This window comes from Caballeronia sp. Lep1P3 (genome assembly GCF_022879595.1).
In the GTDB taxonomy this organism is placed as follows: domain Bacteria; phylum Pseudomonadota; class Gammaproteobacteria; order Burkholderiales; family Burkholderiaceae; genus Caballeronia.
On the sequence record NZ_CP084265.1, the window covers coordinates 1,789,446 to 1,810,570 of the forward strand.

The window sequence follows — 21,125 nt, forward strand, 5'->3', positions numbered from 1 at the left end:
ATAAGCCCGAACGCAAGACCGGCGGTATCCGGAGCGTCGGGGGCGGATCACCCGCAGTGAGGAAAGCTTCGGATCAGATGAAAAAAGGTTTTTACACCATCATGGCCGCGCAGTTTTTCTCATCGCTGGCCGATAACGCACTACTGATCGCTGCCATCGCACTGCTGAAAGACCTTCACGCGCCGAACTGGATGACGCCGCTGCTCAAGCTGTTCTTCGTGCTCTCCTATGTGGTTCTCGCGGCGTTCGTCGGCGCTTTCGCGGATTCCCGGCCCAAGGGCCGCGTGATGTTCGTGACCAATTCCATCAAGGTAGTCGGCTGCATCACGATGCTCTTTGGCGCGCATCCGCTGCTCGCTTATGGCATCGTCGGCTTCGGGGCGGCGGCGTATTCGCCCGCGAAGTACGGCATTCTCACCGAACTCCTGCCGCCCGACCGGCTCGTCGCGGCGAACGGATGGATCGAAGGCACGACGGTCGGCTCCATCATTCTCGGCACCGTGATGGGCGGCGCGCTCATCAGCCCGCATATCGCGAGCCATCTTCTAAGCCTGCACATTCCGCGCATCAAGACGCCCGCCGAAGCCGCGATGCTCGTCATCATGACGATGTACGTCGTCGCCGCGATCTTCAACCTGCGCATTCCCGACACCGGCGCGCGCTATCCCAAGCAGGAAACGCGGCCGGTCAAGCTCATCACCGATTTCGCCGACTGTTTCCTCACGCTCTGGCGCGACAAGCTCGGCCAGATTTCGCTCGCCGTCACGACGCTCTTTTGGGGCGCGGGCGCGACGCTTCAGTTCATCGTGCTGAAATGGGCGGAAGTCTCGCTCGGCATGACGCTCTCGCAAGCGGCCATCCTGCAGGCGGTGATCGCGGTCGGGGTCGCGGTGGGCGCGGTGCTCGCGGCGGCGCGCGTGCCGCTCAAGCGCTCGCTGTCGGTGCTGCCGGTCGGCATCATGATGGGCATCGCCGTCATGCTGATGGCGTTCTACACGCGCCATCTCTTTCCCGCGCACTGGGGCATCTATTTCGGCAAGCTCCATTTCCCCGGTTATCTGCTGATTGCGTATCTGTTCCTGATGATCGTCGGCGGTCTGTCCGGCTTCTTCGTGGTGCCGATGAACGCGCTGCTTCAGCATCGCGGGCATGTGCTGCTGTCGGCGGGACACTCGATTGCCGTGCAGAACTTCAACGAGAACCTGTCGGTGCTCGTCATGCTGTGTCTTTATGCGGTGCTCGTCTGGCTCGACGTGCCGATTCAATTCGTGATCGTGCTGTTCGGCTCGTTCGTGTGCCTCATGATGTACTTCGTCATGCGTCGCCATCAGGCGAATCAGCGCGCGTTCGATTCGGTCGCGCTCATCGGCGAAGCGCATCACTGATTCGTTCCCGCGCGCGTTGCGCGTATCGGCTAATCTCTTTTCATCATGCAATCAGCCGATCTCTTCTCGTTCGTCACGCGCCTGCGCGAGCGCGCGCCGCTCGTGCATTGCCTGACGAACCTCGTCGTCACGAATTTCACCGCGAACGTGCTGCTCGCGATCGGCGCCGCGCCCGCGATGGTCGTCGCGCGCGAAGAAGTCGCCGAGTTCGCGCCGGTCGCGAATGCGCTCCTGGTCAATCTCGGCACGCTCGATGTCCCGCAGACGCGCGCGATCCGCGCCGCCGTCGAAGCGGCCAACGGCGCGGGCACGCCGTGGGTGCTGGATCCGGTCGCGGTCGGCCCGCTCGCGTTTCGCACGCAGTTCGCGCAGGAACTGCTCGAAGCGAAGCCCGCCGCGATTCGCGGCAACGCGTCGGAGATCATCAGCCTGTCCGGTGGAACCGCGAGCGGACGCGGCGTGGACAGCACCGCCGCCACGGACGCCGCGCTCGATGCCGCGCAAATCCTCGCGCTGGAAACGCAGGCGGTCGTCGCCGTGACGGGCGAAACGGACTACGTCACCGATGGCCGGCGCGTGATCGCGCTCTCGAACGGCTCGCCCTTGATGACGCGCGTGACCGGCGTCGGCTGCGCGCTTTCGGCGACGGTCGCAGCGTTCGTCGGCGTGGCCGCATCGCGCGATGAGCACTGGGCGGCGACGGTCGCGGCCATCGCCTATTCGACGGTGGCCGGCGAACTCGCCTCGCGCGACGCCGCGCTGCCCGGCAGTTTCGCGGTCGCGTATCTCGATCGCCTCGCGTCCGTCGACGCGCACACGTTCGACGCGACGCTCGTGCAGCGCGATGTCGCGCTTTCCTGACGCGCGCCAGCCATGCGGCAAACCTTCGACCTTTCGCTCTATCTCGTGCTCGATCCGGTGCAGTGCGGCGGACACGACGCGGCGCTCGCCGTCGCCGCTGCCGCGCTCGAGGGCGGCGCGACGCTCGTGCAACTGCGCGCGCCCGAGTGGCACAAGCGCGCGTGGCTCGCGCTCGCGCTCGATCTCCTGCCGCTCACGCGCGCGCACGGCGTGCCGCTCGTGATAAATGATCACGTCGATGTCGCGCTCGCCTCGGGCGCCGATGGCGTGCATGTCGGCCAGCGCGATCTGCCTGCGGAACTCGCGCGGCGGCTGCTCGGGCCTGACGCGCTGATCGGCCTGTCGGTGTCGAACCTGACCGAAGTCGCCGATGCGAACCGGCTCGAAGGCATCGTCGATTATCTCGGCGCGGGCCCGGTCTACGCGACGCCGACCAAAACCGACGCGTCGGCGCCGGGCGGCATCGACGGTCTCGCGGCGATGTGCGCGCAGTCGCGTTTCCCGACGGTCGCGATCGGCGGCATCCAGGCGCACAACGCCGCCGACGTGATGCGCGCGAATCCGGCGGGGCTCGCGGTCGTGTCCGCGATCTGCAAGGCGCGCGATCCGCGCGACGCCGCTCGTCTGTTGCGCGAAACGATCGCGCGCGCTCAATCCTAATTTCTCTCATGGCTTCGACACAACGCATTCCCAACCTCCTGACGGTCGCCGGTTCCGATTCCGGCGGCGGCGCGGGCATTCAGGCCGACCTCAAGGCTTTCTCGGCGCTCGGCGCATACGGCGCGAGCGTCGTCACGGCGCTGACCGCGCAGAACACGCGCGGCGTCACGGCGGTGCACGCGCCGGACCCGTCGTTCGTCGCCGCGCAACTCGACGCCGTGTTCGACGACATCCGCATCGATGCGGTCAAGATCGGCATGCTGGCGAACGCGGGCATCGTGCGCGCCGTCGCGGATGCGCTCAGGCGCCATCGCCCGGCGCACGTCGTGCTCGATACCGTCATGATCTCGAAGAGCAACCACGCGCTGCTCGCGCCGGAAGCCGTCGCCGCGTTGCGCGACGAATTGCTGCCGCTCGCGACGCTCGTCACGCCGAATCTGCCCGAAGCGGCCGCGCTGCTGGGCGCCGAGCCCGCCGCCGACGAAGAGGCGATGGTGCGCCAGGGCGAAGCGCTGCTCTCGGCGGGCGCGCGCGCCGTGCTGATGAAGGGCGGTCATCTCGCGTCGACGGAAAGCCCGGACTGGCTCATCGAGGCCGCAGGCGCGCTGCGGCTGCCCGGCGCGCGCATCGCACTGAAGAACACGCATGGAACCGGCTGCACGCTGTCGTCGGCCATCGCCGCGCTGATTCCGCAGACCGACGACCTCGCGAGCGCGACCGCCGAGGCGAAGCGTTACCTGAGCGGCGCAATCGAAGCGAGCGCGCGGCTCGACGTCGGGCACGGCGTCGGGCCGGTGCATCACTTCTTCCGGTGGTGGTAATTACTCAGCCATCACGGGCGATGCGGCGAACGCCCTCGCGCGTTCGGGCCAGTCGTCGGGCACGATGAATCCGCGCGATTCCTCGCGCCAGCCGGCGCCATCGCGGACGTAGGCGGCAACCATCGTCGGCGACGACACCGCCGTCAGATGCGCGCGGATCGCAGCGGCGTCGCGCGTGAGCGATTTGGCGTCGTCCGCGTGCAGACGGCGCGAAGCGAGCCACGCGAGACGCGGCTGAACCACCCACGCGCGGCTGTCGTCGATCACGTCGTTGCGCTCGCTCCATTCCGACGCCGTCAGCCACCAGCCGCGCACATGCTGCGCGCCGACTTCCGGCGCGGGCTCGACGGCTTCATCGCGATAAAAGAGCCGCCCCTTGACGAACGCCTGCGCCTGCCACGGCCCACCGAGGCCGAGCGCGGCGAACTCCGGGCGCGACGTCAGCGCGAGCTGATGCGTCAGCAAGCGCGCGTGCTTGAGGTCGAAGCGGTCCTGCAGGTTCGGGCCGACGTAATCGGATAAACGCGCGGATAACGGCGCGGATAAACGCTCATCGTCGCCGATATGCAGATAGAACTTCACCGCCAGTTCCCAATGCAGCCGCGCGCCGCGCGCCGTCTCCAGCAGGAAGTCGCACTCCCCGATGGTCCGCCGTTGGCGCCTGAGCGGAACATTCGCCGCGATCAGCCGCGCGGCGGGCCCTTGCGCGAGGAAAAATTCGAGCAGACTTTCGGCGTAAATGCCGAGGCGCGTGGACTTGGGATTGCGCGAGCGGACGTGGAGCGCTTGCGGAGCGGCATCGAGCGCGGCGAGCCAGGCGAGCGTCGCGTCGCGCTCCTCTGCCGATTCGAACGGCTGCGCGAGCGGCGCGCCCGCCGCGCGCGCGCGCAGAAGATCCGGCGAGAAAAGCAGCCACGCGAGATCGCGCACGGTCGCGTCCTCGAATCGATCGACGAGACGCGACAGGTCGGTCATCGGCGCGCGGCCTTGTCGGCTCCTGCTTCGACGCCGAGTGCGGCGAGCGCATCGGCGTAGGTCTTGCGCGCGAGGCAGAGATCGGCCCAGGCTTTCGCCTTGTCCGGCAGGCTGCGCAGCAGATAAGCAGGGTGATAGGTGACGACGACCGGCACCCCGCGATACTCATGCACCTGCCCGCGCAGCGACGCGATGCTTCCCTCGCTCCGGAGCAGACTTTGCGCGGCGAAGCGCCCGAGCGCGACGATCACCTTCGGCTTGACCAGTTCCACCTGACGCCGCAGATACGGCTCGCAGCGCGCGACTTCATCCGGCTCGGGATTGCGGTTGCCGGGCGGCCGGCACTTGATGACGTTCGCGATATAGACGTTCGATTCGCGCGACAGCGACAGCGCGCGCAGCATGTTGTCGAGCAGCTTGCCCGCCTGCCCGACAAACGGCTCGCCTTGCTTGTCCTCGTTCTCGCCGGGCGCTTCGCCGATCAGCATCCAGTCGGCTTCGGGATCGCCGACGCCGAACACGGTATTCGTGCGGCGCTCGCACAGGCGGCAGCGCTCGCAACCCGCGACGCGCTCGGAGAGCGTGGCCCAGTCGAGCGCGTCGATGTCCTCGGGAACGTCGACGGTGACGGCCGGCGCATGCGATGGCGCTTCGTCGGTCCACGGAAGATCGTCGTCGGGTGCGACCGGCGGCTCGGGCGCGCGTGCATCGGCCGTATCCGCTTGATTTTCCACGGCGACCGGTTCGGCTTCCATTGCCGCGCGCACTGGCGCGGGTTGGGTCTCAATAGGCGCTTCGCCGGAACCGGCGGGCGCGGGAACGGCATCGGCATGCGTGCCTCGCCGGACCCACACCGGACCGAATCCGAGTTCCTCGACCAGCCATTCATCGAGCGCCATGCGCACTCTCCTTGAACGACAGACGCATGACGATTGCGTCCTCGCGCGATCGATGCCGCGCTGGGTAATAGTTCTTGCGGCGCCCGATGGCGGTGAACCCGAAGCGCTCGTAAAGCTGGATCGCACGCGGATTCGAGGGCCGCACTTCGAGCAGCATGCCATCGAGCTTCTCGGCGCGCGCGATACGTACCGCTTCGCGCAGCAGCGTGAGTCCCGCGCCGGCGCGCTGCGCGGACGGCGCGACGCAAAGGTTGAGCAGATGCATCTCATCGACGACCGGCATCAGCACGCAATAGCCGATGAGCGTCCCGGTGACGTGACGCAGGCACACGCCGTAATAACCGTTGCGCAGCGAGTCCTGGAAATTGCCGCGGCTCCACGGGAATTCGTAGGCGAGCTTCTCGACGGCGGCGACTTCGTCGAGGTCGGCTTCGGTCATCGGCGTGAGATACCGATCCGCGAGCAGGACGCCGCTCACCGCAGCGCCTCCTCATTCGACGCCTGTGCGTTGCGGCCCGCAGCCGCGCGCGCCTCGGTGCGCTCGGCGGTTGTTTGCGCAACCTTGTTGCGCACGTACTCGGGCGCGGCCAGTTCCGGCGCGATGGCGCGGCCGGCGCGCCACGCCCGCAGCGCGAGCAGTGCGACGGGCAGCGCGTGCGGCAGCGCGTCGCGATCGACGTGCGATGCCGCGGCGAGCGCCGGCAGTCGATCGCCGAAAGCCGCCGCTGCGTTCCCGGCGAGCGCGAAAGGCGCATCGGGAAGCGGCAGCGCGGCGGGCGCATCGAGCGATGCGGGAAATATCGTGCGCCATTCGCCGGTGTCACTGCTCGCGTCCGGTCCGGACGCATATTCGTATTGCGCCCAGTAGACCTCGTCCATGCGCGCATCGAGCGCGGCGAGCACGCGCGGCGGCAGCGAAGGATCGCGAAGCCGCGCAAATTCCGCGCACGCGAGCAGCGTGCTCACCGGCACGACCGGAACGTTCAGCCCGAACGCGAGCCCTTGCGCGACGCCCGTCGCGGTGCGCAGCCCGGTGAACGACCCCGGCCCCGCGCCGAACGCGATCGCGTTGCATTCGGCGAGCGCGAGTCCGGCTTCGTCGAGCAATTCGCGCACGGCGGGCAGAAGGCGCGTGCTCGATACCGCGCCGGTCGCTTCGTGGCGGACCCAGACATGAATGCCGCCGTTCGCATAATGCGGCGCGGCGGCGGGAGATTGCGCGGCGGGATCGTCGAGCAGGAGCGCGACGGAGCAGAATTCCGTCGATGTATCGAGGGCGAGCAATACGGAGCGTGTCATAGGCGACATTGTAATGCGGGACCGTCCCGGCTTTCGCGCTGCCGGTGCGCGACGCACCACCGCCAGATGCCGGCGCGGATTCGAGGAAAGACTCCATGGCCGCTCGCGCACCGCTTGCTAAGATCGTCGGCCAATCACGATGCAAAGGACCCGCGCATGACCGACATCGACCAGCAATTCGCTCAAGCCCAGGCCGACGTGCAGCAATTGCCCGAGCGTCCCGGCAATCTCACGCTGCTGCGTCTCTATGCGCTTTACAAGCAGGCGAGCCTCGGCGACGTGCAGGGCGAAAAGCCCGGTTTCGCCGATATCGCCGGCAAGTACAAGTACGAGGCATGGGCCGCCCTCAAAGGCACGCCCGCCGACACGGCGAAACAGCATTACGTGGAACTCGTGGAATCGCTGAAAAGCGGCGACGCCGCCTGAAGCCGCGCACCGCGCCCCGCATGCCCCGCAATGGCGAGCGATGCGTCAATATGTGGCGCGGTGCAGCAAAATACGATATACTGCTCGTCAAGCATTGATTGCGAGTTACCCGCCAAAAAGCAGGAATCTCGCGACAAGAGCTTCGTAGCGTTTTGCTCCAATCCAGTTTAGAAACTGTCCCTTCCCTGCCAGGCCGTAGCGCACCGTTTTTTGCGCTGCTTCATTCGCGGCCCGTCATGCACCAGGCTGACGTCAGCGCTCTTGCCGAGCCTGCCGTATCCGATACAGCTTCTAACAACGATACTCGCCCTCCGTTCGTGCGAGTTGCCCCCGTTTTTCGATTTGCTCGCTGTTTTTTCGCTCGCTGAATCCAACGACTTGGGTATGCCGATTGGCGCCGACGCCTCATTCCCCGTTTCAAGGATCGACATGACTTCGAGCATCACCCAAAGCCCGTTGGACAACATCGCAGCACAAGCGCTTGACATCACCCGCGCGACGGATGCACCCGCCGCAGCCCCGGCCGCCGAAGCCCCCGCCGGCCCCACCTTCGAATCCCTCGGCCTTTCCGCCGATATCGTTTCCGCACTGACGGCCGCCGGCTATCAGGCGCCGACGCCCGTGCAGCAGCGCGCGATTCCCGCTGCGCTCGCCGGACGCGACCTGCTCGTGTCGAGCCCGACCGGTTCGGGCAAGACCGCGGCGTTCATGCTGCCGGCGATCGAAAAGTTCGCGCAACTCGAGAAGCTCTCGGCGCAGCAGCCGCGCCAGCCGCGCGATCCGAACGCGCGCCCGGGCCGTCGCCCGCAGCCCGTCGCCCGCCCGCAACTGCTCGTGCTCACGCCGACGCGCGAACTCGCGATGCAGGTCTCCGCTGCCGCGACCACGTATGGCCGCCATCTGCGCCGCCTGCGCACCGTCAGCATTCTCGGCGGTGTCGCGTATGGCCAGCAATTGATGCTGCTCGCAAAGAATCCCGAGATTCTCGTCGCGACGCCGGGCCGTCTGATCGACCATCTGGAGCGCGGCCGTATCGACCTGTCGAGCCTCAACATGCTCGTGCTCGACGAAGCCGACCGCATGCTCGACATGGGCTTCATCGAAGACATCGAGACGATCGTCGCGGCAACGCCGGCTTCGCGCCAGACGCTGCTTTTCTCGGCGACCATCGACGGCAAGATCTCGTCGCTCACGGGCCGTCTCCTGAAGGATCCCGAGCGCATCGAGATCGTGCAGAAACTCGAAGCGCGCACGAACATCGCGCAGACCGTGCATTACGTCGATGACCGCGATCATAAGGATCGCCTGCTCGACCATCTGCTGCGCGACGCCGGGCTGGATCAGGCCATCGTGTTCACGGCGACCAAGAGCGATGCGGACCTGATCGCCAATCGTCTCTCCGACGCGGGTTTCGAATCTGCCGCGCTGCACGGCGACCTGCCGCAAGGCGCGCGCAATCGCACGATCCGCGCGCTGCGCGAGCGGCGCGTGCGCGTGCTGGTGGCAACGGACGTGGCCGCGCGCGGTATCGACATTCCGGGCATCACGCACGTTTTCAACTACGACCTGCCGAAGTTCGCCGAAGACTACGTGCACCGCATCGGCCGCACGGGTCGCGCGGGACGCAGCGGCACGGCGGTGAGCCTCGTGCATCACGCCGAAACGGGTGCGTTGAAGCGCATCGAGCGCTTCGTGCGCGCGCCGTTGCCGGTGAACGTCGTCGTCGGTTTCGAACCGCGCAAGTCGCCGCCCAAGAGCGGCTTCGGCGGCCGCGGCCGTCCGGGCGGCAGCAACGGCGGTCGCCGCTTCGGCAGCGGCAGCAGCAGCAACGGCGGTGGCAACGGGCGCGGCTACGGCCCGGGCAATGCGAGCGGCTACGGCAACAAGTCGAACACCGGGTCGCGCGAAGGTGGCTATCGTGAAGGCGGTTATCGCGATGGCGGCTATCGCGGCAGCAACGCGGGCAGCGGCGATCGCGACGGCGGTTATCGCGGTGGCAATCGCGAAGGCGGTTTCGGCCAGCGCGACGGCTACAGCGCACGCCGCAACGACGGTCCGCGCGCGCCGCGTCGTGGCAGCTGATCGGGCCGCGTAACGGTCGATCACTGGAGGGCTTCGACGCCCTCCTCGATACTCAAAGAAAACCGATGCCTTGCGCATCGGTTTTTTTTCGTCCGTCGCTTTATTTCACGATATGCAACGGCTTTTTGGGTCGCAAAAGACGTGCTGCGCGGCACAACGGCTTCCCTTGCGTCATGGGAAAGCCGTTTTCACATTATGCAACTCCACGTTCAAGCTGTTGATTATACGAGCCTAATTTCGTAGCGAATTCTCCGAAAGACCGCTTCTTTTCGCGTTCCGACTTCCCTAGACTCTTATATAAGAGTTCAGCAAACGCACGCCGCCGACCACGGGGCCGCGACGCTCAAAGCTCAACCGCTTCGAAACAGGTTTCGTCGTAACGCCCAATCTCAAGGAGAAACGCCATGACGTCACGTCAACAGCAGGCCCAGCAACTCCATCAGCAGTGGGAAACCGATGCCCGCTGGAAAGGCATCAAGCGCGGCTATTCGGCGGAGGATGTCGTGCGCCTGCGCGGATCGGTGCCGGTCGAACATACGCTCGCGCGCCGTGGCGCCGAGAAGCTCTGGGCGCTGATTCACGATGAGCCGTTCGTCAACGCGCTCGGCGCGCTCACCGGCAATCAGGCGATGCAGCAGGTCAAGGCCGGCCTGAAGGCGATCTATCTGTCGGGCTGGCAAGTGGCGGGCGACGCGAACATCGCGGGCGAAATGTATCCGGATCAGTCGCTGTATCCGGCGAACTCTGTGCCGCTCGTCGTGAAGCGCATCAACAACACGTTCACGCGCGCCGACCAGATCCAGTGGTCCGAAGGCAAGAATCCGGGCGACGAAGGCTATATCGACTACTTCGCGCCGATCGTCGCCGATGCGGAAGCGGGTTTCGGCGGCGTGCTCAACGCGTTCGAGCTGATGAAGGCGATGATCGAAGCCGGCGCCGCGGGCGTCCACTTCGAAGATCAACTGGCGTCGGTCAAGAAGTGCGGCCACATGGGCGGCAAGGTGCTCGTGCCGACGCGCGAAAACGTCGCGAAACTGGTCGCTGCGCGTCTCGCCGCCGATGTCTGCGGCACGCCGACGCTGCTCGTCGCCCGCACGGACGCGGAAGCCGCCGATCTCGTGACGTCGGACATCGACGAAAACGACAAGCCGTTCCTCACCGGCGAGCGCACGGTCGAAGGCTTCTACCGCACGCGGCCGGGCATCGATCAGGCCATCTCGCGCGGCCTCGCCTATGCGCCGTATGCGGACCTCGTCTGGTGCGAAACGGGCAAGCCAGACCTCGAATACGCGAAGCACTTCGCCGAAGCCATCCACAGGGAATTCCCCGGCAAGCTGCTCTCGTACAACTGCTCGCCGTCCTTCAACTGGAGGAAGAATCTGGACGACGCGACCATCGCCAAGTTCCAGCGCGAACTGGGCGCGATGGGCTACAAGTTCCAGTTCATCACGCTCGCGGGCTTCCACGCGCTCAATTACTCGATGTTCAACCTCGCGCACGGCTACGCGCGCACGCAGATGAGCGCGTTCGTCGAATTGCAGCAGGCCGAGTTCGCCGCCGCCGACAAGGGCTTCACGGCGGTCAAGCACCAGCGCGAAGTAGGCACCGGCTATTTCGACGCGGTCACGCAGACGGTCGAGCGCGAGGCATCGACGACCGCGCTGCACGGCTCGACGGAAGACGAGCAGTTCTTCGACAAGAAAGTGGCTTAATGGCAGGCTGAATCAGGGAGAGCGGTGAACAGAGCGGCGGTGCTTGGCGCGACAGCTTGAACGCGCGCCGCGCACCGCCGTTTCACATCAGCGATACACGATGACGGGAATCTTCGTATGCGTGAGTACGCGCTGCGTTTCGCTGCCGATGAGAAGGCTGCCGAGCCCGCGACGACCGTGCGACGCCATGAGGATGACGTCACAGCCGTTCTGCTCGGCGGCGTCGATGATGCCGATGTAAGGCGCGGCCTCGATGCTCGTCACGCTCGTACACGCGACGCCCGCGACTTCCGCCGCGCGTTCGACGGCCTGCAGATGGTCGCGCGCCTCGCGTTCGGCGCGTGCGTGGAAGTCGTCGGGCGGCTCGACGGCGACGTCCGCGAACGGCGAATACGGATACTGCGGCAGGCACGCGTACGCGGTGATGCGGGCACCGACCGATTGCGCCAGGTCGATGGCGCCGTCGATGGCCTTCTGCGACAGTTCGGAGCCGTCGGTCGGCACCAGAATGTGCTTGAACATGGCGTCCTCCTTCGAACGTCGGGTCACGTTTCATTGTAGTCAGGCAGCGGACTCGGCAACAGAACTCGATTTCGGCGGAAGGCGCCAGACGCATAGGAATCCGCACTATTGGATACCTTCGCCCCAATACCCCGGAGCGCTATACGTATGTTTCAGGAGATCGAGAAAGAGCCGCACGCGCAACGGCAAATGCCGCCTCTGGGGGAACACCGCATGAATGCCGATCGGCGGCGCGGCGAAGGCGTCGAGTACCGTAACGAGCCGTCCCGCGCCGATATCCGCGCCCACTTCCCACCACGACCGCCATGCAAGACCGCGCCCTTCGATACACCATTCGTGGAGCACCGCGCCGTCGGAGCATTCCATCGTTCCGGACACCTTGATCGTCACGACCTTGCCGTCTTGCTGGAATACCCAGCCGCGCTGCTGATTGGCCGACGCCCCGAGCGCAAGGCAGTTGTGATCGGCGAGCGCGGCGAGTGTCGCCGGATTGCCGCGTCGCGCGAGATAGTCGGGCGACGCGACGCACACGCGCCGGTTTTCGCCCAGCTTGAGCGACACGAGCGACGAATCCGGCAGGTCGCCGAGCCGCACCGCGCAATCGAAGCCCTCGTTGACGAGATCGACCATGCGGTCCGTGAGATCGAGGCTCACGGAGACGTCTGGGTGCAGCGTCGTGAATCTGGGCACGAGCGACGCGACGTGACGCCGCCCGAAGCCCGCGGGCGCGGACACGCGCAAGTGGCCGCTCGCCTTCACGCCGCCCGCCGACACGCTCGCCTCCGCGTTCTGCATGTCGTTGATGATGCGCTGGCAGTCTTCGAGAAAAGCCGAGCCTTCGAACGTGAGCGTGATCTTGCGCGTCGTTCGCACGAGGAGCTTGACGCCGAGCCGCTCCTCGAGCGCGTCCAGTCTCCTGCCGATGACGGCCGGCGCGATGCCCTCTGCCTGCGCCGCCGCCGACAAGCTGCCCTTCGCCGCAACCGAGGCGAACGTCTCTATCTGTTTGAACCGATCCATGCGTCTTGTTCGTCAATGCGTGTCATCGCGAACAGATTAGGTATGTAAAAGTAAAAGATCAAGTGATCCGTCGATGCTTTTTCCATCACTTCGATCACCAATAGAATCGACCCCGACCTCTTCATGGAGCGCACGGCTATGTCGGCCATAACGACACACGCATCGTCATCCGGTTCGCCCGCCCTTCCCCGCGCAGTCATCTTCGACGCCTACGGCACGCTCTTCGACGTTCACTCCGTCATGGCCGCCGCCGAGCAGCTTTTTCCCGGCAACGGCAGCGCGCTGTCACAGCTTTGGCGTCAGAAGCAGATCGAATACAGCCAGGTTCGCACGCTCGCCGATCCGTCCGGTCGCCGCTACGCGCCGTTCTGGGACATCACGATCGACGCGCTGCGTCACGCCGCCGCGCGGCTCGGCCTCGCGCGCTCGCTGACCGCCACGGCCGAAAAGCGCCTGATGGACGAGTACGCATGCCTCTCCGCGTTCCCCGACGCGCTGCCCGCGCTCAACGATCTGCGCGAACGCTTCGGCCTGCCGCTCGGCATCCTGTCGAACGGCAATCCGCCGATGCTCGACATCGCCGTGAAAAGCGCCGGCATGACCGGACTGTTCGACCACGTCCTATCCGTCGATTCCGTGCGCGCGTACAAGCCCGCACCGGCCGCCTATGAACTCGGCGTGCGCGCGTTCGGCGCGGCGGCGCGGGAGATCGTCTTCGTGTCGTCGAACGGCTGGGACGTCGCGGGCGCGGGCTGGTACGGCTACGCGACGTTCTGGCTCGATCGCGCGGGCTTGCCGGTCGAGGAACTCGGCATCCGGCCGCGCGCGACGGGCCGCGACATGAGCGAACTCGTCGCGTTCATCGAAGGCGGCTGCGAGACAACGGGCGCTCGGCAGACGCCGGGCGCCGGCACTTAATAATCCCAACCAGAACCGTCTGACCGACCAAGGAGAAAACCACATGACGCAATCATCGGCTTCCATCGCGCTTCCGCAAGGCATGGCGATTTCCGGGGACATCGCGCCCGGTTTCGACGCGATCCTCACGCCCGAGGCGCTCGCGTTCGTCGCCGCGCTGCATCGCCAGTTCGAACCGCGTCGCCAGGAGCTGCTCGCCGCGCGCGTCGAGCGCACGAAACGGCTCGACGCCGGCGAACGCCCCGGCTTTCTCGAGGAAACGAAAGCTATCCGCGAAGGCGACTGGAAGGTCGCACCGCTGCCGAAGGATCTGCAATGCCGCCGCGTGGAGATCACCGGGCCGGTCGAGCGCAAGATGATCATCAACGCGCTCAATTCCGGCGCGGATTCGTACATGACGGACTTCGAGGATTCGAACGCGCCCGTCTGGGGAAACCAGATCGTCGGCCAGATCAATCTCAAGGAAGCCGTGCGCCGCACGATTTCGCTCGAACAGAACGGCAAGTCGTACGCGCTGAACGACAAGGTCGCGACGCTGATCGTGCGTCCGCGCGGCTGGCATCTCGACGAAAAGCATGTCACGGTAGACGGCCAGCGCGTGTCGGGCGGCATCTTCGACTTCGCGCTCTTTCTCTTTCACAACGCGAAGGAACTGATCGCGCGCGGCAGCGGGCCTTACTTCTATCTGCCGAAGATGGAGAGCCATCTGGAAGCGCGCCTGTGGAACAACATTTTCGTCGCGGCGCAGGAAGGCGTCGGCATCGCGCGCGGCACGATCCGCGCGACCGTGCTCGTCGAGACCATTCTGGCCGCGTTCGAGATGGACGAAATTCTGTACGAGCTTCGCGAGCACAGTTCGGGGCTCAATGCGGGCCGCTGGGATTACATCTTTTCGGCGATCAAGAAGTTCAAGAGCGATCCCGAGTTCTGCCTCGCGGACCGCTCCCAGATCACGATGACGGTGCCCTTCATGCGCGCCTACGCGCTCGAACTGCTCAAGACGTGCCACAAGCGCCAGGCGCCGGCGATCGGCGGCATGTCCGCGCTCATTCCGATCAAGAACGATCCCGCCGCGAACGACAAGGCGATGGGCGGCGTGCGCTCGGACAAGGCACGCGACGCCACCGACGGCTACGACGGCGGCTGGGTTGCGCATCCGGGTCTCGTGCCGGTTGCGATGGAAGAGTTCGTGAAGGTGCTCGGCGACAGGCCGAATCAGATCGACAAGCAGCGTCCCGATGTGCAGGTGACGGCACACGATCTGCTCGACTTCCGTCCCGAAGCGCCCATCACCGAGGCCGGCCTGCGCAACAACGTGAACGTCGGCATTCACTATCTCGGGTCGTGGCTCGCCGGCAATGGCTGCGTGCCGATCCACAACCTGATGGAAGACGCCGCGACCGCCGAAATCTCGCGCTCGCAAGTGTGGCAATGGATTCGCTCGCCGAAGGGCAAACTCGATGACGGTCGCAAGGTCACGGCGGCGATGGTGCGCGAGATCATCATCGACGAACTGGAAAAAGTGAAGCAGAGCGTCGGCGGCGGGGCAAGCGTCACGAAACCGTATGAACGCGCGGCGAAAATCTTCGAAACGATGTCCACGTCGGAACAGTTCACCGAATTTCTGACGCTGCCGCTGTACGAGGAAATCTGAAACGCGCGCGAGGAGCCGCGTCGCGATGAACGGCTCGCGGGTTCGCGCCCGCGAGCCGTTTGTTCATGCGGCGCGCGCCACGGACGGAGCATGGCGTGTGCTACATTGCGCATCGTCTTTTTCAACGATTCAACCGTGGAGCGCACTCGCGTGCGAACGACAGCATGAGCAATATCCAGCTCGATATCGAATGGACCGAAGCGGCATCGCGCAAAATCGAAAAACTGATGCCGCGCAATGCGAACAAGGACGCGTATCTGGCGCTGCCGCCGGTCGAATGCCTGCCGATGGAAGGCGATGTGCTCTTTCTCGGGCCGACCGGCAAGCAGCAGCCGTTCATCGTTGCCGAGCGTCAGTATCATCACGACGGCGACGCCGACTGGACCATCATTCTGATCCTCGACGTCCCGCACGAGACGCACTGACGCGCGCGTTTCGCTCCGCTTAGAGCAGTTTGCCGGCGACGTGCACTTCGCCGTGTTCGTAAAGCTCGGGCGCCTTCGCGCGGAACGCCTGAATGTGCGCCGACTGGCCGTGCTCCGCGAGCGCGGCTTCGCTTTCCCAGCGCTCGACGAAAATGAACCGGCGCGGCTCCTTGATGTCCCGATGCAGGTCGTACTGGAGCGCGCCGCGTTCCTTGCGCGTCGGTTCGACGTTGGCTTCCAGCACTTTCCTCAGTTCCTCTTCCTTTCCGGGCTTGGCCACGAATATGGCCACGACGGCGACTTCCTGCATACGTTTCTCCTCTTTCAAAAGCAATTAAAACCGGAAGCATAAACGCGGGCTGAAAAGCGCGCCTGCGCGCCGTTTAATGCGCGGAAAAGAAAAAGCCCGCGTTTCGATGAAACGCGGGCAAAAGCCGTCGCCCTACGAGGATAGGCGACGGGGCCATCGGGGCTCGCGTGCCACGAGCCGTCATCTGTTGTCTGATTCGGAATGCTTGACTGAAGGTTCTGGTGCGCCGCATCGAGCGAATCGCGCCATGCACGCAATGTACTGGCCCCGCCGATTTTTTTATAAGCTATTGCGCACATTTCGCGATAAAAAGAATCCTCTGCGCAATATGCGAGCAGAAATGCATAGCAGGCATATCAAAAGCTTTAATCCGCGGCCATAGCTTCGAAATGTCGTGCGAAGAAAGGAACGCATAAAAAAACCGCCTCGCGAGGAGGCGGTTCGCATGCGATGGCAGCGGCAACGCGCGAGTCGAAACGCGCGAAGCCGACGCGCTCAGCTGATCTGGCCTGCCAGCAGCGCCATGATCTGCCGGGCTTGAGGCGAGGAATCCACCTGCCCCTTGTCGTCGACAATCGCGACGCGCGTTTGACCTTCCGTGATCGCTCGCACGTTCACCTGATATTGCTTGGCCTTGATCTCCATGCGGCCATGAAAGACCTGGCTCCAGAAGCCCTGTTCGCGAGCGGACTTGTCGTTCGGATCGACATAGCGCACGTAATACACGCCGCGCGCGCGGTCGCGATCGTCCACCGTGAAGTTCGCACGATCGAGCGCGGTGCCCACGTGCAGCCACGCGCGGTCGTAGGCTTCCGGCAAGGTCATTTGCGCGGACGTGGCGGCGGGCACGGCCTCATTATTGACCGGGCTATTGGCCGCGTTCGTCACGTTTTGCGCGGCGATAGCGGCGGCTTTCGCATCGCCGGCCTTCGCCTGTTGCGCATTACCGGCGTTCGCCGTGCTACCGGCGTTGGCCGAAGCGCCCGAATCGGTCGCGCCGGCGGCGCCCGACGCCTGACGCGAATCCGCCATGGCGAGCGACGACATCATGCGCTTCAGATATTCGTTCTCGAGCGCCGGATCGTTCGGGCGGGCTTGCCACTGGCTCGAATCGTTGTTGACGCCCGTCAACGCCTCACGCATCCCCTTCTGGCTGATGAACACGTAGGTGCCGCCGTTCGGCGCGGCTTCGAGACGCGTGCGGTACTTGTTGCGCTCGGCCGTGACATACGAATTGCCCGTGGCCTTCGCGAGCGTGTCGCGAATGAGGCCGTCCGAAATCTGCGGATGCGTTTCGTTCCAGTCGGTCTCCATCACGCCCTTGTCGCGCGAATCGACGACGAGCAGAAAGCCCTGCTCCTGCCAGAAACGGCGAATCTGCGGCCAGACCTGATCGGGCGACTTGCCGTCCACGACGAGCCAGCGCTCGGCGCCGTCGCGCTGAATACGCAGGCCCGAGACGGGCGGCACCACGGTGGGCGCGCTCGGCGCGACTTTCTGAACCTGCTGGAGGTCCGACAGCGACGCCTGTCCGCTTTGCGGCGGCAGCGAGCGCTGGTCGACCGCTTCGTCGAGAAGGTTCGGCGGAACGGCGAGCGACGATTGCTTCGAGCGCTGATCGCTCTTGTAGTTGATCGCGGTGGGGGAAGACGTGCCGCATCCCGCCACGATTCCGGCCACCGTAAAGAGCGCAGCCACCCGCTTGGTTACACGAAAATCTGTCATGTCTGGAAAGTCCTTCCGCTACGCCACGGGTTCGTCCGTGGATCAACCCAGCATTTTACCGGTCCCGCGCAGCGCCGTGCAAAAACACGGTTGAGCGTCTTGCGCGCCGGCATCCGGAAAATCGCTGCGATTCGTCAATTGCATGTTCGTCGCGCCTTGCGTCATCGCGCATTCGGTCGCGAGCAAAGTCCGCCCTCGCCATGACGATTACACTCCTCCGGCCAAGAATTGACAATTTATGACACTCGCGAAAATCGTCAACGGGCCGCGCCGATTTTCGCAACGTCTTGTTTTGTCGAAGCATTCGCCTTCCCGCATCAGCGATCACCGGCTTTTTTGACGCCTTTGTCCCCGTATCGGCGGATCACGCATTCGTCCTAGAATCCAATCTCAAAAATAGGACTACTCCCAAAACATTCGGAGAGACGATGCGAAACATAAGACATCCTCACTACATCGGGGCGGCTCTGGCGGTGCTCGCGCTCGGGGCAAGCGCGCTATGCCACGCACAGCTCGGCGCGACTTCGCCGGCGAATGCATCGGATGGTGCGGTCATGCATCACGCGCAAGACGGGCTGCTTGCCTACCGGGAGACCACCGACGCGTACGGGACCGTCGTGCGCGAATACGTCGATCCGGCCGGCACCGTGTACGCCGTCTCGTGGCGCGGCCCTTCGATGCCGAACGTGCAGGCGCTGCTCGGCAGCTACTTCCAGCGCTTCCGAGACGGCGCGAGCGCATCCGCAGCGGATGCCGGCTTGCACATGACGCGCGTCGCCGACGGCGATCTCGTCGCCGAAAACCGTGCGCGGCTGCGCGAATTCAGCGGGCGCGCGTGGCTCGCGAATGCGCTGCCGCCGGGCGTAACGCCCGCCGATATCCAGTAAGCGCGGGAGACCAAAAATGACGACTCGCACGCTTCGCCTCTTCTCCTCGATCTTGCTCTGCTTCGCGCTCCACGGATGCGGCGGCGGCGGATCGGACGCTCCCACGGCATCGCCGAGCGCCCCGCCCGCCGCCAGCACGCCGGTGCAGGCCAGCGCGCCAGCCACCGCAAGCGCCCCCGTTGCAGCCAGCAACGCGGTCGCTCAGTCGACGACGCCCAACGTGCAGCCGATCCAGGTCACGAAAATCGCGACCGGCACCCGCAACATGCTTCAGACGAGCGTGACGCTGTGCGTGCCGGGCACGAACACATGTCAGACCATCGACAACATTCAGGTCGACACCGGATCGCAGGGGCTGCGCGTGCTGGCATCGGCGCTCGATCCGGCGATCGCGCTGCCGCTCGTCAAGGCCGGCGCGTCGGGCGCCGCGCTCGCCGAATGCTCGGTGTTCGGCTCCGGCTACACATGGGGCGCCGTGCGCCAGGCGGACGTGCGGCTCGCCGGACAGCTCGCGAGTTCGATATCGGTTCAGTCGATCAGCGATTCCGCCGTGCCCGCGACGGCGGCCGATTGCAGCCAGTCCGGCCTGCCGATGCTCACCGCGTCGAGCCTGCGCGGCAACGGCATTCTCGGCGTCGGCCCGTTCGTCGCCGATTGTGGCGGCGGGTGCGCGGCGTCCGCGATGCCGCGCTGGTACTACGCATGCGCATCGGGCGCGTGTTCCGCGAGCGCGCTCGCAGCCGACCAGCAGGTGACCAACCCGATCGCGCGCTTTGCCGCCGACAACAACGGCGTGCTGATCGAGTTGCCCGCCGTGCCGCCGGAGGGCGCATCGGCCGTGGCGGGCACGATGACATTCGGCATCGGATCGCAGGCGAACAACGCGCTCGGCTCCGCGACGGTGCTGAAATCCAACTCGATCACGGGCTACGTCACGACGAGCTTCTCCGCGAACCAGTACGCGTCGAGCTTCATCGACAGCGGTTCGAACGGCCTCTTCTTTCCCTCGACGACGCTCAAGAGCTGCGGCGCGTGGTACTGCCCGGCCACGCCGCAATCGTTCAGCGCGACGCTGCGTTCGACGAGCGGCGTCACGGCCGACGTATCGTTCAGCGTCGCCGCGTCCACGGGTCTGCTGACGAGCGGCAACAACGCGTTCAGCAATTTGGCGGGGCCGGCGAACGGCTTCTTCGACTGGGGACTGCCGTTCTTCTACGGCAGGCGCGTGTTCACGGCGCTCGAAGGCCGCGCGACGCCAGCGGGGAACGGGCCGTACTACGCCTTCTGAAAACGAAAAAGCCGTCTCCCGCATGCCGGAGACGGCTTTCCTGACTGCGTCGAGCGCGCGATTCAACCGCTCACTGTCCGCCCGCGCTCTTCTCCTCGTCGAAGATTTTCTGCGCGAGATGGAACGCCGAGTTGGCCGCCGGCACGCCGCAATAGACCGCGGTTTGCAGCAGCACTTCCTTGATCTGATCCTGCGTGACGCCGTTGTTCTTCGCGGCGCGCAGATGCAGCGCGAGTTCCTCGTTGCGATTGAGCGCGACCATCATCGCGATGGTGATGAGACTGCGCGTATGGCGCGGCAAGCCGTCGCGCGTCCAGATCTCGCCCCACGCATAGCGCGTGATGAAGTTCTGAAATTCGGTCGTGAGTTCTGTGCGGTTCGCGAGCGACCGGTCCACATGCGCGTCCGACAGCACCGCGCGGCGCACCTGCATGCCGGCTTCGTAACGTTCGTCATCAGTCATCGTTGCTCTCCGAGGAAGTCGAGCACGGCGTGCGTGTAGTCGTCGTGTTTCTCGATGTTCGACAAGTGCGCGGCGTCCAGTTCGACAAAGCGCGCGCCTTCGATATAACCCGCCAGTTCGCGGCCCTGCGCCGCCGTGGTCGAGAGATCGTGCGTGCCGGCGATGACGAGCACCGGCAGCGCGATGCCCTTCGCTTCCTCGCGAAGGTCGGCGTCGCGGATCGCTTCGCAGTTCGATGCGTAGCCCTCGCCGGACGTATGACGGAACACGTCGCGGATATTCGCGAGCACGAGCCGCTCGCGCTCGATGAACGGCGCGGTGAACCAGCGCGCGATCACGCTGTCGGTCAGCGCGGCCATGCCGTCGTGCTCGCGCGCCTTGGCTGCGCGCGGCGTCCAGACGGCGTCCGAACCGATCTGCGCGGCCGTGTTCGAGAGCACGACGCGCGAAAAGCGCTCCGGATGACGCGCGGCAAGACCGATGCCCGTCAGTCCGCCCATCGACAAGCCGCAGTAGTTCGCGCGCTCGATGCCGAGGTGATCCATGAGGCCGATCACGTCGCCGATCAACTGGTCGATCGTGTACGGGCCTTGCGGCGCGTCGGAATGGCCGTGGCCGCGCGTGTCGTAGCGCACGACGCGAAAGCGCTTGGCGAACGCTTCGATCTGCGGCGTCCACATCGAGACATCGGCGCCGAGCGAATTCGACAGCACGAGCCACGGCGCCTGGTCACCGGCGGTCGCGTCGACGCGGTAGTGAATGCGGGTTCCGTTTATAGCGGCGAGAGGCATGT

22 protein-coding genes are annotated in these 21,125 nt (G+C 65.4%); 12 read left to right on the plus strand and 10 right to left on the minus strand.

The annotated features are described in order from the left end of the window. The first annotated feature begins 77 nt into the window (after positions 1 to 77). The 4 genes from lplT to thiD are packed head-to-tail and all read left to right on the plus strand — an operon-like array spanning position 78 to position 3,727. Positions 78 to 1,385 (plus strand): lysophospholipid transporter LplT, encoded by a 1,308-nt coding sequence (lplT, locus tag LDZ27_RS08415; protein ID WP_244813666.1) that lies wholly within the window; start codon positions 78 to 80, stop codon positions 1,383 to 1,385. A 45-nt stretch (positions 1,386 to 1,430) separates the two neighbouring features. Beyond that, complete coding sequence (thiM, locus tag LDZ27_RS08420) at positions 1,431 to 2,246, plus strand: hydroxyethylthiazole kinase (protein WP_244813667.1); 816 nt, start codon at positions 1,431 to 1,433, stop codon at positions 2,244 to 2,246. Positions 2,247 to 2,258: 12 nt separating this feature from the next. Then, positions 2,259 to 2,906 carry a thiamine phosphate synthase gene (thiE, locus tag LDZ27_RS08425; RefSeq protein WP_244813668.1) on the plus strand — a complete coding sequence of 216 codons (648 nt, stop codon included), beginning with the start codon at positions 2,259 to 2,261 and terminating at the stop codon, positions 2,904 to 2,906. Between the two features lie 8 nt (positions 2,907 to 2,914). Continuing rightward, complete coding sequence (thiD, locus tag LDZ27_RS08430) at positions 2,915 to 3,727, plus strand: bifunctional hydroxymethylpyrimidine kinase/phosphomethylpyrimidine kinase (RefSeq protein ID WP_244813669.1); 813 nt, start codon at positions 2,915 to 2,917, stop codon at positions 3,725 to 3,727. Here the strand turns inward: thiD and LDZ27_RS08435 are convergent, their stop codons facing one another. The 4 genes from LDZ27_RS08435 to tsaB are packed head-to-tail and all read right to left on the minus strand — an operon-like array spanning position 3,728 to position 6,900. After that, the gene (locus LDZ27_RS08435; protein ID WP_244813670.1) at positions 3,728 to 4,702 is read right to left on the minus strand and encodes a DUF1853 family protein; all 975 of its coding nucleotides are present in this window, start codon (positions 4,700 to 4,702) and stop codon (positions 3,728 to 3,730) included. Next, positions 4,699 to 5,601 carry a uracil-DNA glycosylase gene (locus tag LDZ27_RS08440; protein ID WP_244813671.1) on the minus strand — a complete coding sequence of 301 codons (903 nt, stop codon included), beginning with the start codon at positions 5,599 to 5,601 and terminating at the stop codon, positions 4,699 to 4,701. The genes LDZ27_RS08435 and LDZ27_RS08440 overlap by 4 nt, the downstream gene beginning before the upstream one ends. After that, positions 5,588 to 6,079, minus strand: a complete 492-nt coding sequence (gene rimI, locus LDZ27_RS08445) for a ribosomal protein S18-alanine N-acetyltransferase (RefSeq protein ID WP_244813672.1) — start codon at positions 6,077 to 6,079, stop codon at positions 5,588 to 5,590. The genes LDZ27_RS08440 and rimI overlap by 14 nt, the downstream gene beginning before the upstream one ends. After that, positions 6,076 to 6,900, minus strand: coding sequence for a tRNA (adenosine(37)-N6)-threonylcarbamoyltransferase complex dimerization subunit type 1 TsaB (gene tsaB, locus LDZ27_RS08450; RefSeq protein ID WP_244813673.1), 825 nt, complete (start codon positions 6,898 to 6,900; stop codon positions 6,076 to 6,078). Before tsaB ends, rimI begins: the two co-directional genes overlap by 4 nt. 156 nt (positions 6,901 to 7,056) lie before the next feature. On the opposite strand from tsaB, the gene LDZ27_RS08455 reads away from it, so the two are divergent. From LDZ27_RS08455 to aceA, 3 genes are all read left to right on the plus strand, one after another. Beyond that, positions 7,057 to 7,326: an acyl-CoA-binding protein gene (locus tag LDZ27_RS08455; RefSeq protein WP_244813674.1), complete on the plus strand. Its 270-nt coding sequence runs from the start codon at positions 7,057 to 7,059 to the stop codon at positions 7,324 to 7,326. A gap of 429 nt (positions 7,327 to 7,755) precedes the next feature. After that, positions 7,756 to 9,408 (plus strand): DEAD/DEAH box helicase, encoded by a 1,653-nt coding sequence (locus tag LDZ27_RS08460; RefSeq protein ID WP_244813675.1) that lies wholly within the window; start codon positions 7,756 to 7,758, stop codon positions 9,406 to 9,408. 404 nt (positions 9,409 to 9,812) lie between these two features. Further along, on the plus strand, positions 9,813 to 11,120 hold the full coding sequence (gene aceA, locus LDZ27_RS08465) for an isocitrate lyase (RefSeq protein WP_244813676.1): 1,308 nt from the start codon (positions 9,813 to 9,815) through the stop codon (positions 11,118 to 11,120). 87 nt (positions 11,121 to 11,207) lie between these two features. On the opposite strand, the gene LDZ27_RS08470 is transcribed toward aceA, so the two are convergent. Next, the gene (locus tag LDZ27_RS08470; RefSeq protein ID WP_244813677.1) at positions 11,208 to 11,642 is read right to left on the minus strand and encodes a universal stress protein; all 435 of its coding nucleotides are present in this window, start codon (positions 11,640 to 11,642) and stop codon (positions 11,208 to 11,210) included. A gap of 105 nt (positions 11,643 to 11,747) precedes the next feature. After that, positions 11,748 to 12,662: a LysR family transcriptional regulator gene (locus LDZ27_RS08475; RefSeq protein ID WP_244813678.1), complete on the minus strand. Its 915-nt coding sequence runs from the start codon at positions 12,660 to 12,662 to the stop codon at positions 11,748 to 11,750. Positions 12,663 to 12,800: 138 nt separating this feature from the next. Here LDZ27_RS08475 and LDZ27_RS08480 point away from each other — a divergent pair, with 138 nt between their 5' ends. From LDZ27_RS08480 to LDZ27_RS08490, 3 genes are all read left to right on the plus strand, one after another. Then, positions 12,801 to 13,580: a haloacid dehalogenase type II gene (locus LDZ27_RS08480; RefSeq protein ID WP_244813679.1), complete on the plus strand. Its 780-nt coding sequence runs from the start codon at positions 12,801 to 12,803 to the stop codon at positions 13,578 to 13,580. Positions 13,581 to 13,623: 43 nt separating this feature from the next. Further along, positions 13,624 to 15,234 (plus strand): malate synthase A, encoded by a 1,611-nt coding sequence (aceB, locus tag LDZ27_RS08485; protein WP_244813680.1) that lies wholly within the window; start codon positions 13,624 to 13,626, stop codon positions 15,232 to 15,234. A 164-nt stretch (positions 15,235 to 15,398) separates the two neighbouring features. Next, positions 15,399 to 15,659: a DNA-binding protein gene (locus LDZ27_RS08490; RefSeq protein WP_244813681.1), complete on the plus strand. Its 261-nt coding sequence runs from the start codon at positions 15,399 to 15,401 to the stop codon at positions 15,657 to 15,659. 19 nt (positions 15,660 to 15,678) lie between these two features. On the opposite strand, the gene LDZ27_RS08495 is transcribed toward LDZ27_RS08490, so the two are convergent. After that, positions 15,679 to 15,969 (minus strand): putative quinol monooxygenase, encoded by a 291-nt coding sequence (locus LDZ27_RS08495; RefSeq protein ID WP_244813682.1) that lies wholly within the window; start codon positions 15,967 to 15,969, stop codon positions 15,679 to 15,681. A 495-nt stretch (positions 15,970 to 16,464) separates the two neighbouring features. Then, entirely contained in the window at positions 16,465 to 17,694 is a 1,230-nt protein-coding gene (bamC, locus tag LDZ27_RS08500) for an outer membrane protein assembly factor BamC (RefSeq protein ID WP_244813683.1), read from the minus strand. Positions 17,695 to 18,122: 428 nt separating this feature from the next. Between bamC and LDZ27_RS08505 the strand changes: the two genes are divergently transcribed. Both LDZ27_RS08505 and LDZ27_RS08510 read left to right on the plus strand, forming a co-directional pair. Beyond that, positions 18,123 to 18,581 carry a DUF2844 domain-containing protein gene (locus LDZ27_RS08505; protein ID WP_244813684.1) on the plus strand — a complete coding sequence of 153 codons (459 nt, stop codon included), beginning with the start codon at positions 18,123 to 18,125 and terminating at the stop codon, positions 18,579 to 18,581. A 16-nt stretch (positions 18,582 to 18,597) separates the two neighbouring features. Continuing rightward, entirely contained in the window at positions 18,598 to 19,869 is a 1,272-nt protein-coding gene (locus LDZ27_RS08510) for a DUF3443 domain-containing protein (protein ID WP_244813685.1), read from the plus strand. Between the two features lie 70 nt (positions 19,870 to 19,939). On the opposite strand, the gene pcaC is transcribed toward LDZ27_RS08510, so the two are convergent. Both pcaC and pcaD read right to left on the minus strand, forming a co-directional pair. After that, complete coding sequence (gene pcaC, locus LDZ27_RS08515; RefSeq protein WP_244813686.1) at positions 19,940 to 20,332, minus strand: 4-carboxymuconolactone decarboxylase; 393 nt, start codon at positions 20,330 to 20,332, stop codon at positions 19,940 to 19,942. Beyond that, positions 20,329 to 21,123 (minus strand): 3-oxoadipate enol-lactonase, encoded by a 795-nt coding sequence (pcaD, locus tag LDZ27_RS08520; RefSeq protein WP_244813687.1) that lies wholly within the window; start codon positions 21,121 to 21,123, stop codon positions 20,329 to 20,331. Before pcaD ends, pcaC begins: the two co-directional genes overlap by 4 nt. Between the last annotated feature and the right edge of the window lie 2 nt (positions 21,124 to 21,125).